The following is a 12,827-nucleotide window of genomic DNA, read 5'->3' as shown; positions in this document are numbered from 1 at the left end:
GCAGGTTTAAGTGCCGCTTACCGGCCGAGGCGGGCCAATATCCTTAAATCAGGACCGATTTGTGTCACTTCTTGAAACGCGAGGGCTTTGGAATCGTCCAAACTCGTGAAAGGCCCCAAATTTGTCATGCCGCGACCTTGACCCATGAGCTTGGGTGCGAGGTAGGTGAGCAGCTCATCCACCAAGCCTTCACGCAACAAAGAGCCATTGAGTTTGTTGCCCGCTTCCACATGCACTTCGTTGATTTGCTTTTGACCGAGGTCTTTGAGCATGGCAACTAGGTCGACTTTGCCTGATGAGTTGGGTAGGCAAATGACCTTTGCGCCTTTGGTCTCAAGGGCTTGGCGACGCTCGGCGTTGTCGACGGCGCAGTAAATCCAAACAGGGCGTTGCGGTTTGAAGAGCTTGGCCGTGAGGGGCGTTTCGAGCTGGCTGTCCATCACCACCAGCGTGGGCTGGCGTGGGGTGGGCACGGCGCGCACATCGAGTTGCGGGTCGTCTTCCAAAACGGTGCCGATGCCTGTGAGCACAGCGCATGCGCGGGCACGCCATGCATGGCCATCGTCACGCGCGGGGGCCGAGGTGATCCACTGGCTCACGCCGTTCTCTAACGCAGTTTGCCCGTCGAGCGATGCTGCCACTTTCATGCGCACCCAGGGGGTGCCGTGGGTCATGCGTTTGAAAAAACCGATGTTGAGTTCGTGCGCTTCTTCGCCAAGCAAGCCCACGTCCACCTGCACGCCTGCTGCACGCAAGCGTGCAATGCCTTGGCCTGCCACGTGTGAGTTGGGGTCACCTTCGGCCACCACCACGCGAGCCAAGCCTGCATCGATGAGTGCATCGCAACAGGGGCCGGTGCGGCCTTGGTGGCTGCAGGGCTCCAGCGTCACATAGGCCGTGGCGCCTTTGACGTCGATGTTTTTAGCTTGCGCATCACGTAAGGCCATCACTTCGGCGTGGGCTTCGCCTGCGCGTTGCGTGTGGCCGCTGCCCAGCACTGCGCCATCAGCACCCACGATGACGCAGCCCACGCGGGGGTTGGGCGAGGTCAAAAACAAAGCCTCGCGCGCTAAGGCCAAGGCGCTTGTCATGTGGGGGGTGTCGTGCGCTGAAAAAGTCATGGCGCAATTATGAATGGCGAGACCTGCAGTTCACATGGGGGTATTTCTTTTGCGCGTGGCCATGGTGCATTCCTACCGACTCCAGCACTGCGCCGCCGTTTGACTGGCGTCTTGCACGCTGCGCACGCCCAGGTGGTTGACCGTCAAGGTGCCGCAGGCATCCGCCGTTTGTGTGCCCAGTGGCATGGCGCTGAGGGTGTAGCTTTGTGCGGTGCTGGTGACGCTCATCTTGTAACGCTGCCCGTCAATTTGCAGCACGCTCGTGGGTACATCGTTTGCCAACGGATAGCTGCCGTTGGCGCTGGCTGCACGTTCTAGCCAATGGGCGGCTTGCAACAGTGATGCACGCGCTTGGGCGCGTTGGCTTCGCAGAATCAAACTTTGGTAGCTGGGCCAAGCAAGGCTGGCAAGTAGGGCCACGCAGGCGAGGGCGATGAGCAGCTCGATGAGGGTGAAGCCATGTTGGCGATGGGCGTGTGTCATGTGGGTTCAGTCGTGCAGCACATGCCAGCTGTGCCACTGGCCTGTGTGGGATGTGTCACTGGTTCGTGTCCAAATGGCTTGCAGCACGGTGGTGCTGCCGGGCGTGACGCCTTTGGCTAAGGTTGTGATGCGGTAAACGAATGGTGGGGTGGAGGTGACGTTGGCAGTGGCATTGCCGTTGCCGTTGTTCGGAAACACCTCGACCCAATACCAAGCGGTGTTGTCGCCATAGGGCGTATGGGCGGCGCTGACTTGCATGGCTGAGCCTGTTTGCGATTTCCAGTCGCTGGCTTTGGTGGCAGAGGGATTGAGTGCATGGGGCGCGCAAATGCCGGCGTTGCAAATGTTTGTGCCTAAGCGTTGGCGCAGCATGTCGTACTCAGCCAGGGTGTTGGGAAAGAACGCGTGGGTCTGCGTGGCGTTGCCGGCGGTGTGGCGCAAGTTGGTGGTTCCGTCGTTGTTGGTGGCGTTGCTCAGGATGTCGGCCAAGGCCAAGGGCAACACCGCTTCAGCTTTGTGTTGTGCGCGTAACTGGTCTGCTTCTGCGTTGAGCAGTTGGTCGTTCACCCAGAGGTTGCGCATCGCCAATAGCGTGGCGATGCTGGCCAGCGCAAGCATGACCATCAAGGTGGGAAGTGCAAATCCGTTGATGCGTGTTGAGTACCTCATGGCATGACTCCTTCGCGATTGCGCAAAGCCACCACACGTTTGAACGTTCGGCGTACGCGGCCATCAGACAGCAAAACCTCATCTTGGCAACCTTTGAGATGGCTGTTGGACTTGGTGTTGTGCACGGTGTTGATGCTGGCGACGCGCAAACACACCTCGATGGCCAACACCTGCCCCATGTCCGTCACTTGGTTGGCGGTTTTCCACTGAAGGGTTTGGGTGCTTGGGTTGGCTTCGGCGTAGCGCAACTGAAAATCTTCCACGCCTTCCGCCAAAGCTTGGTAGGTGCTGTTGGTGAGGTTGAGGTCTTTGCAGCTCAGCTCTTTGTTGGTGTTGAGTTTGTAATCGCTGCGCACTATGGCGTGGGTACTGCCGGTGTTGCCTTGGCAGTCCATGGTGTCGAGTGCATGCCAATGGCCGAGGGTGAGGCTCTCGACAGATTTGTTGCCATTCACACCCGCCAAAGCGGCTTGCCCCGCGTCTTCATTGAGTGAAATTTCCACGGTGAAGTTGCCGTTGCTGTTATTCGCTTTGAGGTAAGCGGCTCCTGCCACGTGTACTTGCTCGTGGATATTGTGCAAAGCCACGCGTGCGTTGGCGTGCACCGCATCCGCGGCTGCCATGGCGCTCCACGTTTGTTTGCTGGTGCCGTAGGCCGATGTCGCTGCCGCGATCACGAGCAGGCTGAGTGCCATGCCAATGAGCAACTCAGGCAAGGTGTAGCCGCGTTGCGATGGTGTGTTGTGTGTGCACTGGGTCATCGGTCTGGCCTAAGGAACAAACGCCAGCAACTCATCTGCGTTGGGCAGGTCGGCGAGCCTGAGGCCGTGTCGGTGCGGTAGGTTTCGTTGGCATCACGCCAAGCGATGACTATGCCCCACCAGCCCTCAGCATCTGTCAAGGCAAACACAGCGGCGTCGCCTTCTGGTAGTTGGCTTTGCAAGGTTTGGTGCAACTGTTGCATGTCCCACATGGCAAGGTCTTGGCGTGAACAGGCGGTGGCTGTGCAGTCGGGTGCTGCGGTGGTGGCATTGCCCCACGCCTTGGCGTATATCGCACGTTGCGGTGCGTTGAGACGCATGCGCTCAGCCAAGTCGTCTGCAATGCCTGTGGCGACCGAGCGCATGAGTTGTTGGCGCTGTTGCGTCAGGGCTTGCTGGTGCATCCACAACAGACCTAGGACGCCAAAGGCCAAGATGACCAAAGCCACAAGCGCTTCTAGCAAAGCAATGCCAAGCAGTTGTTGTCTGGCTTGCCTTGGATGCCGCATGAATTGCGGCTTAATTGGCTGATTCAGCTGCTGCATGCTTCACCCGATTGCCAGCGCAAACGGCTGGCGCTGCTGAGGCACAAGACGTTGGCAATGTTGAGTGTCGCTTGCCGTGACCTAATCACCCAGCGGTCGCCCACGGTGCCAAGGTCGCCACGTTGGCTGATATCAAGTGGCTCCGATTTGGTAAACGTCACTTGCAAAGGCGTTTGCACTTGCGAGGTGTGCAACACGGTTTGGTCGACCTTGACGACCAGCTGCCACCCGCAGCTCCAATCGTTGTTGGCAGACGTGCCCCATGTGCAATCGCGCAAGCGGGCGAGTTGCAAAGTTTCGCCACGTTGCAATGCGCGTACGCGGGCAGTTTGCAAATCGTTCATCAGTTGGTCACGGGCGGCTTCAACGCGGCTGCGTTCTTGCAAGCGTTGCCAGCTAGGGATAGCAAAAGATGCCATGACCGCGAGCACGCCCAAACACACCAACAGCTCCACCAGGGTGAAGCCTTGTGAGTTTGAATCCCGTAAGCGCCGGATATGAGGCGTAAAAAAACCTAGCCTTTGCATGGCGCAAATGCTAGGTTTTGACGGGGCATCAGCGCATGGCTGAGACTCGAAAACTACTTACGAACTTCGTCCACCAAACTCTTGAAGTCGTCGATGTCTTCAAAGCTGCGGTACACGCTGGCAAAGCGGATGTAGGCGACTTTGTCGAGTTTTTTGAGTTCGCGCATGACGAGCTCGCCAATCCGTGTGGAGGGCACTTCGCGTTGACCCAATGACATGAGCTTTTCTTCGATACGCTCAATGGCGTTGTCCACCTGCTCGGTACTGACAGGGCGTTTACGCAGTGCAAGGCCCATGGATTCGAGGAGTTTGTTGCGTTTGTATTCGATGCGTCGACCGTCTTTTTTGACGATATTGGGGAAGCTGACGTCGGGGCGCTCGTAGGTGGTGTAGCGCTTTTCACAGGCGCCGCATTGGCGACGGCGGCGAATGGAGTCGCCGTCTTCGGACATGCGGGTTTCGACGACTTGGGTTTCTAGGTGGCCGCAGAAGGGACATTTCATATGTTGTTCTCTCTTTTGCTTTTGTGCTTTCGGTGCATTGAGGTGCTTCCTTTTGTGCTGGGCTCGCTGACGGTGTTTGGTATTGGCCGCTTCCTCATGCTGGAGTACCAGAAATCGTCAGCGGCCAATACCAAACACCCTCAGTCTGCGTCATGCTTTGCTTCGCTCGCACGTTTCAGTCGCAAGGGTTAGGCAGCAAAGTTGCGTAGCAACGAGCGAACCATTTCAGACCTCAAACAGCGCGGGTTGTAGGTGCGGCGGGCGATGATTTCTGGTACCCCAGCATGAAGAGCCCGCCGCACCTGCAACCCGTGCCCTCTCCGGCGAGAACCCTTCACGAACGAAAAAACGAAAAGAGCGAAGACAAACAAAAACCCCGCCACACAGGACGGGGTTTGAAGAAGTTACTTGTAAACAGGAAACTTAGAAGTCAGCGCATGCACCTTGGCACGCACCGCAGCAATGTTGGCTTCGTCGTGTGGGTTGTCCAGCACGTCAGCAATCAAGTTGGCTGTGATGCGAGCTTCCTCGTCTTTGAAACCACGCGTTGTCATTGCAGGTGTACCGATACGCACACCGCTGGTGACGAAAGGTTTCTCTGGATCGTTCGGAATGGCGTTCTTATTGATCGTCATGTGCGCAGCGCCTAAAGCAGCCTCGGCTTCTTTGCCGGTGATCTTCTTGGAGCGCAAGTCCACCAACATCACATGGCTTTGAGTGCCGCCGCTCACGATGCGCAGACCGCGCGCTGTCAACGTTTCAGCCACGATCTTGGCGTTCTTCACCACCTGGGCTTGGTACTCTTTGAACTCAGGCTGCATGGCTTCTTTGAAAGCCACCGCCTTGGCGGCGATGACATGCATCAGCGGGCCGCCTTGCAGGCCAGGGAAGATGGCGCTGTTGATGGCTTTTTCGTGCTCGGCCTTCATCAAGATGATGCCGCCGCGAGGGCCGCGCAAGCTCTTGTGTGTGGTCGATGTCACCACGTCGGCGTGAGGCACGGGGTTGGGGTATTGGCCTGCGGCGATCAAGCCAGCGTAGTGGGCCATGTCGACCATGAAGATCGCGCCAACTTCCTTAGCGATCTTGGCAAAGCGTTCCCAGTCGATGTGCAAGCTGTAGGCAGAAGCGCCGGCCACGATGAGCTTGGGCTTGTGTTCGCGGGCCTTGGCTTCCATCGCTTCGTAGTCGATGGCTTCCTTGCTGTCCAAGCCGTAAGACACAACGTTGAACCATTTGCCAGACATGTTCAGGGCCATGCCGTGGGTCAAGTGACCGCCTTCGGCCAAGCTCATGCCCATGATGGTGTCGCCGGGCTTCAAGAAAGCGAGGAACACGGCTTCGTTGGCCGATGCACCGCAATGGGGTTGCACGTTGGCAGCGTCTGCACCGAAGATGGTTTTGATGCGGTCGATGGCCAGTTGTTCGGCCACGTCCACGAATTCGCAGCCACCGTAGTAGCGCTTGCCTGGGTAGCCTTCGGCGTATTTGTTGGTCAGTTGTGAGCCTTGGGCTTGCATGACAGCGGGAGACGCGTAGTTCTCGCTGGCGATCAGCTCGATGTGGTGTTCTTGACGGGCGTTTTCGGCCTGAATAGAAGCCCAGAGTTCTGGATCGGTTTGTTCGATGGTGATGTTGCGGTTGTACATACTGGCAGTCCTAGAAAAAGGTGGTGTTGTGGCTGCCCAGGCGAACGGCAAAACACCTCTGTGAACAGAGGCTGCGCGCTTCCCAGTGGTCATACATCCACGTCAGCGTTGTGGGGCTGATGCCTCACACGCCTATCGCCAGTTGCGCGCGGATGAGAGTTTACCGCGCTTGGATAGCCTCACTTATTCGCCGTCATCCTTGCCGAATGGCGTCAATCTCTGGGCTTTTTCCCACAAGCTCTCCAACCGGGCGGTGGCAGCCTCGGCGGCGGTAGAGGGTGGCGGGGTAATGGGCACTTTCAAGCCCTTGGCGACTTGCTGGAGGCGGGCGTTTTCGGCCATGACCTTGCTTGCGTAGCCTTGGTCATCCTTCATATTGCCGGCGCCCACATAAAGCTTGAGGCCGCCTTCAATGCTGCCCGCGCGGTTGATGCACTCTTTGAGCACGTTCACGCCCACGCGCACATTGGCCACGGGATCAAATGCGGCTAAGGCGCCGCCGAAGCCTTGGTACTTTTGCTCGTGGACTTTGGTCATCACTTGCATCAGGCCCTGGGCGCCTACATGGCTTTGGGCGAAGGGATTGAAGCCAGACTCCACGGCCATCACGGCCAAGATGAGGGTGGGCTCGATTTGGTTGGCTGGCCCCACATCGTAGGCTTCGGAGACCAACGCGCTCAGGGGTTCAGGCGCGACACGGTATTTTTTGCTCAACCAATAGGCGAGGTTGGCTTGTTGTTTGGGCAGGTCGCGGGGGTCTGTGGCGGTGGCACGGTCAACGGCATCGGCATCGGTGGCAATGCCTGTTTCGTCATATTGGCGTTCTTGCAGCCAGCTGATGACCTTGGCTTCGGTCACCACGCGCAGGTCAGGGCGCACGGTCAGCGCCACGACGAAAAAGAAAATGGACAGGCCCACCACGGCTAAGCCGTTGTGAGAAATGGCGAAAAAACCTTGTGCCACGTCAGCTGCAAAGGTACGTAGACCTAGCTGTAAGCGGGCAATGAAAGGAATAGACATAAATTAATTAAATAGGAAGTAGCTGAAATTTTAAAGCCTCGGCGACAATCACCCCTAATTTACTGTGAGCCCTACTTGTGACTGATGCTTTGAACAAACCCCTCGACCTCGCCGCCTTAGACAAATTGACTGGCGGGGCCTTTACCGTTTCGACCTCGGCAGACCGCACCACGCGCCTGCGCGACTGGCTGGCTGGCCAGCCCACTTTGGACCAAGTGCAAGCCGTCTTTGATGAAATGAGCCACCGAGACAAAGGTGCTGCCAAAGTCTTGCGCGAAAAGCTGGATGAGCTGCGTCGCAGCAAAGATCAAGACGCTTTGATCGTGGAGTGGGCTGCCAAAGGCGAAGCCTTGCGCGATGCGCCCCACATCAATTTGGCTGACGCCATGGGCTGGCAGCGCGATGCCGCCAAAGCAGGTGCGCCCTTGTCACGCGAACCCTTGGCTGGTCTGAAAACCGCTTTGGCTGAACGTGTCAAGGCGATTGAAGATTTGCAACACCAAACCCAAGTGCAGCGCGAAGCCGCTGTGCTGTTGGCCCAGCGCATTGAAGTGTTGTCCACCAAGCCTTGGCAAGACGCCTTGGCCCAGCGCGAAGCCCTGCAAGCTGACCTTGACCGTTGGGTGGCGCAAGCCCAAGCGTTGGCCGCCGATGCCCAGTGGCCTAGCGTGGATGCCAAATTTGCGTCTGCTCTGCAAACCAGCACCCAACAAGTGCAAGCCGTGTGGACTGCTTTTGGCGAGGCCTTGACCTTGACCGAGGCAGCTGCGGCCGATGCCGCCGCGCCATTGCCAGCTGTGCCCGCATGGTCTGACCAAATTCGTGTGGCCCGTGGTGAAGTATTGCCTCAAGCTGCCGCACCAGAAAAAGCAGCCAAGCCTGCTGCGGGTGTGGATGCAACGCGCAAAGTTAAACCAACAGCCGACAAAGCTGTGGTGGACCAAAAGCGTTTGGAGCTGGCCATTCAAGCCGAAGCGTTGTTCAAGCCTGCGCCTGCGGCTAAGCCTGTGAAAGCCAAAGTGGCGAAGGCGGATGACGCTGCGCTTGCGCAAGATGCTGCTGAAGCCGCCGCGATTGACGCGGTTGCCACTGAGGCTGTCAGCGCACCTGAAGTTAGCGCAGCACCTGCCGATGAAGTTACGCCAACATCAGAAGCCATTGCAGAAGCGGCAACCGAGACGGTCGTGCCCGAAGCCGCAGCTCAAGCAACTGCTGCAGAAAAACCAGCCGCTAAAGCTGACGACGTGGTTCGCATCCCCGCCATGGGCGGACGCAAGATGCAAGAAACCTTGCGCAACTTGCGCGAGCAATGGAAAAAAATCGACAAAGAAGCCGCGCCCAACCCCGCGTTGTGGAAGCGCTTTGACAGCGCCTGCAACCGCGCTCACGAAGTGGTGGACGCATGGCTCAAGGAAGCCCGCGCCCAAACCACCGCGCACAAAGCCCAGCGCTTGGCTTTGATTGAAGAAGTCAAAGCATGGGCAGTTGCGCATGCCAATGGCCCCGACTGGAAGGGCGTGGCCCGCCAGTTGCACCAGTTTGCCCAGCGCTGGCGCGAAAGCGGCCACTTGAGCGAGAAAATGTTTGCCGAGTTGCAACCCGTTTGGAAAGCCGCCATCCACGCCGCGCACGAACCATTGGAAGCCGTGCAAAAAGCAAGTCTTGCACGCCGCCATGCCCTGATTGCCGAAGCCCAAGCTTTGGGCGCTGCGCCTTCGCTGCGTGTGGATGCCGTGAAGGCTTTGCAACAACGCTGGCAAGAAGAAGCCCACGCCGTTGTACTCGACCGCAAGCAAGAACAAAAACTGTGGGATGCCTTCCGTCAACCGATTGACGAAGCCTTTGCCCGCAAGTCGTCGGTGCGCGAGCAATCGCAAGCCGCGCTCACGCCGCACGACAAAGCCGTGCTGGATGCGGCCAAGATTTTGGATTCAGCCACGGCCAAAGGTGATGCTGCTGCCATCCGTGCGGCCATGCAAACACTGGAGCAAATCGCGCGCGGTGAAGTGGTGGCTGGCGCTGCTTCCCCAGCTGCCCCAGCTGCCCCAGCTGCCCCAGCTGCCGCTGAGCCTGTTGCGACACCTGCACAAGAAGCGCCTGCAACTTCAGAATCTGCTGACGTAACTGCCGAAGGCTCTGCAGAGGCGACCTCAACAGATGAAGCAGAAGTTGCAAACGAAGCACCCGCCGCAGAGACTCCAGATGCCGAAGTATCTGCAGAGCCCGTGGCAGAAGTAGCCTCTGCCAAACCCAAAGCTGCGCCACGCCCAGTAGTGGCTGTGCGCGGTGATGACCGCCCAGGTCAAAAACGTACCGAAGCCGCACCTGCTGGCCGTGGCCGCGATGGCAAGCCCAGCGGCAAGTTTGGTGACAAGCCAAGCTTTGGCCGTGACGGCAAACCAGGCCGCGATGGTGGACGTGATGGTGGACGTGATGGTGGCCGCGAGGGCTTTGCACCGCGTGGCCCACGTTTGGGTGATGCAGCTTTCCGCGCCCAACGCTTTGCTTTGGAGTCTGCACAAGATGCCTTGCGTCGTTTGGCTTCACAAGCGCACGGCGAGGTGTTGACCCAGCTCATGCACGCTTGGGAAAAGCGCGATGCTTCCCAATTGCCAGCGGCGCAAGCCATTGGTAGCAAGCTCAGCCCAGCGCAGCGCACGCAATGGTCGCAAGCTTTGTCGGCTCAGCCGCAAGGCGCGGCCGTCACGCCCTTGTTGCGTTTGGAAGTGGCCGCTGACTTGCCCACGCCTGCTGCGCAAATGGATGCACGCCGTGCCTTGCAGTTGCAAATGCTCACGCGCCGCAATGACCCGTCGCCTCAAATGACATGGGCTGCTGATGCGGCTCAGGTCTTGGGTGGTGCATATGACGAAGCTGCAGCGCGTCGTTTGCAAGCTGCGCTGAAGGTGTTGCTCAAGCGTTAAACAACGCTGAGCGGCAACCGACAAAGCCCCCTAGTGGGGCTTTGTTCGTTTTGGCGCAGCCAGCTCAGCACTTCAAGTCGCGGCGGTTGGCTGTCTGCATGCCAATCACTCAGCACCCAACGGCTCAAACCATCGCCTAGGTCGTGTGCCGCAGGCTTGTGAGTGTGGCCATGCAGCAGCACTTGAGCGTCAGCTCCTTTGAGCCACGCGATGGCGGCTTGGCTGTCTACATCGGCATAGTCAGTGAAATCTGCTTGCGTGGTGTGACTGCGTTTGAGTGCTTCGCTTTTGTTTCGCACGTCGCGCGCATAGGCTTGGCGTTCTGTCAAAGGTTTGGCTAAAAAAGCGGCTTGCCATTCGGGCTGGCGCACTTGAGCGCGAAAGGCCAAATAGTCGTGGTCGTCTAAGCACAAGGCATCGCCGTGGCTGAGCAAGATGCGCGTGGGTTGGGCGTTGCCAGTGGCGCCAAGGTCTAACACCGTTGGGTCGCTCAATCCTTGCATGCCGCTGGCTTTGAGTAGGTCTGCGCCCACCAAAAAATCGCGGTTGCCGCACATGAAGTACACGGGCAAGCGTTGCGCCGTGGCCTTGAGCACAGCGATGCACTGCAAGGCGAAGGGGTCTGGGTTGTCGTCGCCCACCCACACCTCAAACAAATCACCCAAGATGAAGAGGGCGTCTGCGGGGGTGTGCGCCATGTGCTGTGCCCACGCATCAAACGTGGCACGCTCATGGGCGTCTAGGTGCAGGTCAGAGATGAAGTCCACACGTTGCCAATGCTGCGGCGCTTGTACGCTAGGCACAGGCTGTGGCAGCAGAGGGGCGGTTGACATGGAAGAGGCTTAGAGCGCCACTGCTTTTTCGATGACCACGTCTTCTTTTGGCACGTCGTCATGGAAGCCTTTGCGGGCTGTTTTGACGGCAGCGATTTTGTCGACCACGTCATTGCCACTCACCACTTTGCCAAACACGGCATAGCCCCAGCCTTGCATGCTGGGTGCTTTGTGGTTCAAAAATTCGTTGTCAGCCACGTTGATGAAGAACTGAGCGGTGGCTGAGTGTGGGTCAGACGTGCGGGCCATGGCCAGTGTGTAGTGGTTGTTCTTGAGGCCGTTGTTGGCTTCGTTTTCGATGGGCTCGTCGCAATCTTTTTGTGTCATGCCGGGCTCAAAGCCGCCGCCTTGCACCATGAAGCCTGGAATCACGCGGTGAAAAATGGTTTTGTCGTAGTGACCTTTGTTCACGTAGTGCAAGAAATTTTCGGTGCACTTCGGCGCTTTTTCAGCGTCGAGTTCGATGGTGATGACGCCGTGGTCCAAGATGTGCAGTTCGACTTGAGGGTTGCTCATGGTGTGTTTCCTTAAATGAAATGAGAGGGCCAAGACTTGCTTAGAGCAGGTTGGCCGATTGGATGATGATGGGGGTGCGTGGCACATCAGACGGGAAGGGGCCGCCAAAGCCAGTCTGTACGCTTTTGATTTTTGTGATGGTGTCCATGCCCGAGACCACTTTGCCAAACACGGTGTAGCCGGGTTGTTGTGGTGTTGGGTCAAGGAAGGCGTTGTCCATCACATTGATGAAAAACTGTGCGGTGGCCGAGTTGGGCACATTGGTGCGCGCCATGGCAATGGTGCCCACGGTGTTACGTGGACCACCTTTGGCCAAGGCTTCACGGCCTTCGTGCTCCACAGGTGGGCGTGTGCGGCGCTCGATGTAGCGTTGGTCATAGCCACCACCTTGCACCATGAAGTTACCAATCACTCGGTGAAAGATGGTGCCGTCATAGTGCTTGTCGCGCACGTATTGCAAAAAGTTGTCGACAGTCTTGGGTGCTTTGTCTGGGTAGATCTCGACCACAAATTCGCCCGCATTGGTGACGAACTTCACGCGGGGGGCGTCTTGCGCGATGGCTGTTTGGGCCAAGCCAATGAAGGCGAGGGCACATAAGACGCGACGTGTCATGTGAACAAATGTCATGGTTTGCCTTGGGTAATTGCGAGAACAGGTGTGAGTCGTTCGATTTTCTGAGTTAAACCGCGTTGTTTGGCATCAATCGCCAAAGACTGTTCGTACGACTGACGCGCCATATTGACTAAGAGATCGCCCATGTTTTCGTGGGCTGCTGCGTAATTGGGATTGGCCCGCAAGGCTGCATCCAGTGAAGCCTTGGCGTTGGGGTAGTCGCCCTTGGCTGCATAAAGCACACCTAGGTTGTTGTGCGGCTCGGCCAGCTCTGGGTAATCTTGAGTCAGGCCCAAATACACCTGTTGCCCCATGTCTGATTGCCCTAGTTGCTCAAAGATGAACCCTTGCCAAAATCGCATTTGCGGATCACGCGGGTTGTTGACCAAACCTTTGTTGACCAGTAGCAAGGCTTGTGGGTACTTGGCTTGGCGCAGCAGCTTGCGGACATCGTTGTGCGGTGTGCTGATCACCATGGGCATCATGGATTGGCCCGGTTGCCAGTCCAATGCTTCCACGCTTTGAGCCTGCGCATTGAATGAACCAAAACCTACAACCCACCCCAGGACCCATGCAGCCACCCATCGGGCTTGTGCGAAGGTTTGACGAGCTGTGGGCGATGCCAAAGACTTGGTTAGGGAGGGAGCGTGAGGGTTTGTCATG

At 57.9% G+C, this 12,827-nt stretch carries 14 protein-coding genes and 1 riboswitch; of the genes, 1 reads left to right on the top strand and 13 read right to left on the bottom strand.

The window, feature by feature from the left end; all coding sequences use genetic code 11:
- Positions 1 to 17: 17 nt before the first annotated feature.
- The 9 genes from ribD to LINBF2_RS07830 all read right to left on the bottom strand — a co-directional run bounded on the left by ribD (position 18) and on the right by LINBF2_RS07830 (position 7,278).
- The gene (ribD, locus tag LINBF2_RS07870) at positions 18 to 1,121 is read right to left on the bottom strand and encodes a bifunctional diaminohydroxyphosphoribosylaminopyrimidine deaminase/5-amino-6-(5-phosphoribosylamino)uracil reductase RibD (protein WP_281887996.1); all 1,104 of its coding nucleotides are present in this window, start codon (positions 1,119 to 1,121) and stop codon (positions 18 to 20) included.
- A 72-nt stretch (positions 1,122 to 1,193) separates the two neighbouring features.
- A complete protein-coding gene (locus tag LINBF2_RS07865; RefSeq protein ID WP_281887994.1) occupies positions 1,194 to 1,604 on the bottom strand; it encodes a type IV pilin protein in 411 nt (136 codons plus the stop codon).
- 6 nt (positions 1,605 to 1,610) lie between these two features.
- Positions 1,611 to 2,273 (bottom strand): hypothetical protein, encoded by a 663-nt coding sequence (locus tag LINBF2_RS07860; protein WP_281887992.1) that lies wholly within the window; start codon positions 2,271 to 2,273, stop codon positions 1,611 to 1,613.
- The gene (locus LINBF2_RS07855; protein ID WP_281887990.1) at positions 2,270 to 3,034 is read right to left on the bottom strand and encodes a PilW family protein; all 765 of its coding nucleotides are present in this window, start codon (positions 3,032 to 3,034) and stop codon (positions 2,270 to 2,272) included. The genes LINBF2_RS07860 and LINBF2_RS07855 overlap by 4 nt, the downstream gene beginning before the upstream one ends.
- Positions 3,031 to 3,579, bottom strand: coding sequence for a type IV pilus modification protein PilV (pilV, locus tag LINBF2_RS07850; RefSeq protein WP_281887988.1), 549 nt, complete (start codon positions 3,577 to 3,579; stop codon positions 3,031 to 3,033). Before pilV ends, LINBF2_RS07855 begins: the two co-directional genes overlap by 4 nt.
- Positions 3,567 to 4,106: a GspH/FimT family pseudopilin gene (locus tag LINBF2_RS07845; RefSeq protein WP_281887986.1), complete on the bottom strand. Its 540-nt coding sequence runs from the start codon at positions 4,104 to 4,106 to the stop codon at positions 3,567 to 3,569. The genes pilV and LINBF2_RS07845 overlap by 13 nt, the downstream gene beginning before the upstream one ends.
- Before the next feature lie 53 nt (positions 4,107 to 4,159).
- The gene (gene nrdR / locus LINBF2_RS07840; protein WP_104801149.1) at positions 4,160 to 4,609 is read right to left on the bottom strand and encodes a transcriptional regulator NrdR; all 450 of its coding nucleotides are present in this window, start codon (positions 4,607 to 4,609) and stop codon (positions 4,160 to 4,162) included.
- Positions 4,610 to 5,013: 404 nt separating this feature from the next.
- Entirely contained in the window at positions 5,014 to 6,258 is a 1,245-nt protein-coding gene (gene glyA, locus LINBF2_RS07835; RefSeq protein WP_281887983.1) for a serine hydroxymethyltransferase, read from the bottom strand.
- A 27-nt stretch (positions 6,259 to 6,285) separates the two neighbouring features.
- Positions 6,286 to 6,414, bottom strand: a riboswitch (ZMP/ZTP riboswitch).
- A gap of 27 nt (positions 6,415 to 6,441) precedes the next feature.
- Positions 6,442 to 7,278, bottom strand: a complete 837-nt coding sequence (locus tag LINBF2_RS07830; RefSeq protein ID WP_104801151.1) for a lytic transglycosylase domain-containing protein — start codon at positions 7,276 to 7,278, stop codon at positions 6,442 to 6,444.
- Between the two features lie 89 nt (positions 7,279 to 7,367).
- On the opposite strand from LINBF2_RS07830, the gene LINBF2_RS07825 reads away from it, so the two are divergent.
- Positions 7,368 to 10,202 carry a DUF349 domain-containing protein gene (locus LINBF2_RS07825; RefSeq protein WP_281887981.1) on the top strand — a complete coding sequence of 945 codons (2,835 nt, stop codon included), beginning with the start codon at positions 7,368 to 7,370 and terminating at the stop codon, positions 10,200 to 10,202.
- Here LINBF2_RS07825 and LINBF2_RS07820 read toward each other — a convergent pair.
- From LINBF2_RS07820 to LINBF2_RS07805, 4 genes are read right to left on the bottom strand one after another with little or no spacing between them, the layout of a single operon-like run.
- A complete protein-coding gene (locus tag LINBF2_RS07820; RefSeq protein ID WP_281887979.1) occupies positions 10,199 to 11,035 on the bottom strand; it encodes a UDP-2,3-diacylglucosamine diphosphatase in 837 nt (278 codons plus the stop codon). The genes LINBF2_RS07825 and LINBF2_RS07820 overlap by 4 nt on opposite strands.
- Before the next feature lie 9 nt (positions 11,036 to 11,044).
- Entirely contained in the window at positions 11,045 to 11,551 is a 507-nt protein-coding gene (locus LINBF2_RS07815; protein WP_281887977.1) for a peptidylprolyl isomerase, read from the bottom strand.
- Positions 11,552 to 11,591: 40 nt separating this feature from the next.
- Positions 11,592 to 12,164 (bottom strand): peptidylprolyl isomerase, encoded by a 573-nt coding sequence (locus LINBF2_RS07810; protein ID WP_281887975.1) that lies wholly within the window; start codon positions 12,162 to 12,164, stop codon positions 11,592 to 11,594.
- Positions 12,165 to 12,175: 11 nt separating this feature from the next.
- Entirely contained in the window at positions 12,176 to 12,826 is a 651-nt protein-coding gene (locus LINBF2_RS07805; RefSeq protein WP_281887973.1) for a tetratricopeptide repeat protein, read from the bottom strand.
- Between the last annotated feature and the right edge of the window lies 1 nt (position 12,827).

This window comes from Limnohabitans sp. TEGF004, assembly GCF_027924965.1.
In the GTDB taxonomy this organism is placed as follows: Bacteria; Pseudomonadota; Gammaproteobacteria; order Burkholderiales; family Burkholderiaceae_C; genus Limnohabitans.
This window is presented reverse-complemented; position numbering and strand designations above follow the sequence as displayed.

What these genes read in the sequence shown, in the direction of transcription:
- LINBF2_RS07820 (WP_281887979.1), bottom strand. Translation starts at nt 11,035, where the DNA reads ATGTCAACCGCCCCTCTGCTGCCACAGCCTGTGCCTAGCGTACAAGCG.
- LINBF2_RS07810 (WP_281887975.1), bottom strand. Translation starts at nt 12,164, where the DNA reads ATGACACGTCGCGTCTTATGTGCCCTCGCCTTCATTGGCTTGGCCCAA.
- ribD (WP_281887996.1), bottom strand. Translation starts at nt 1,121, where the DNA reads ATGACTTTTTCAGCGCACGACACCCCCCACATGACAAGCGCCTTGGCC.
- LINBF2_RS07830 (WP_104801151.1), bottom strand. Translation starts at nt 7,278, where the DNA reads ATGTCTATTCCTTTCATTGCCCGCTTACAGCTAGGTCTACGTACCTTT.
- nrdR (WP_104801149.1), bottom strand. Translation starts at nt 4,609, where the DNA reads ATGAAATGTCCCTTCTGCGGCCACCTAGAAACCCAAGTCGTCGAAACC.
- pilV (WP_281887988.1), bottom strand. Translation starts at nt 3,579, where the DNA reads ATGCAGCAGCTGAATCAGCCAATTAAGCCGCAATTCATGCGGCATCCA.
- LINBF2_RS07805 (WP_281887973.1), bottom strand. Translation starts at nt 12,826, where the DNA reads ATGACAAACCCTCACGCTCCCTCCCTAACCAAGTCTTTGGCATCGCCC.
- glyA (WP_281887983.1), bottom strand. Translation starts at nt 6,258, where the DNA reads ATGTACAACCGCAACATCACCATCGAACAAACCGATCCAGAACTCTGG.
- LINBF2_RS07860 (WP_281887992.1), bottom strand. Translation starts at nt 2,273, where the DNA reads ATGAGGTACTCAACACGCATCAACGGATTTGCACTTCCCACCTTGATG.
- LINBF2_RS07865 (WP_281887994.1), bottom strand. Translation starts at nt 1,604, where the DNA reads ATGACACACGCCCATCGCCAACATGGCTTCACCCTCATCGAGCTGCTC.
- LINBF2_RS07855 (WP_281887990.1), bottom strand. Translation starts at nt 3,034, where the DNA reads ATGACCCAGTGCACACACAACACACCATCGCAACGCGGCTACACCTTG.
- LINBF2_RS07845 (WP_281887986.1), bottom strand. Translation starts at nt 4,106, where the DNA reads ATGCAAAGGCTAGGTTTTTTTACGCCTCATATCCGGCGCTTACGGGAT.
- LINBF2_RS07815 (WP_281887977.1), bottom strand. Translation starts at nt 11,551, where the DNA reads ATGAGCAACCCTCAAGTCGAACTGCACATCTTGGACCACGGCGTCATC.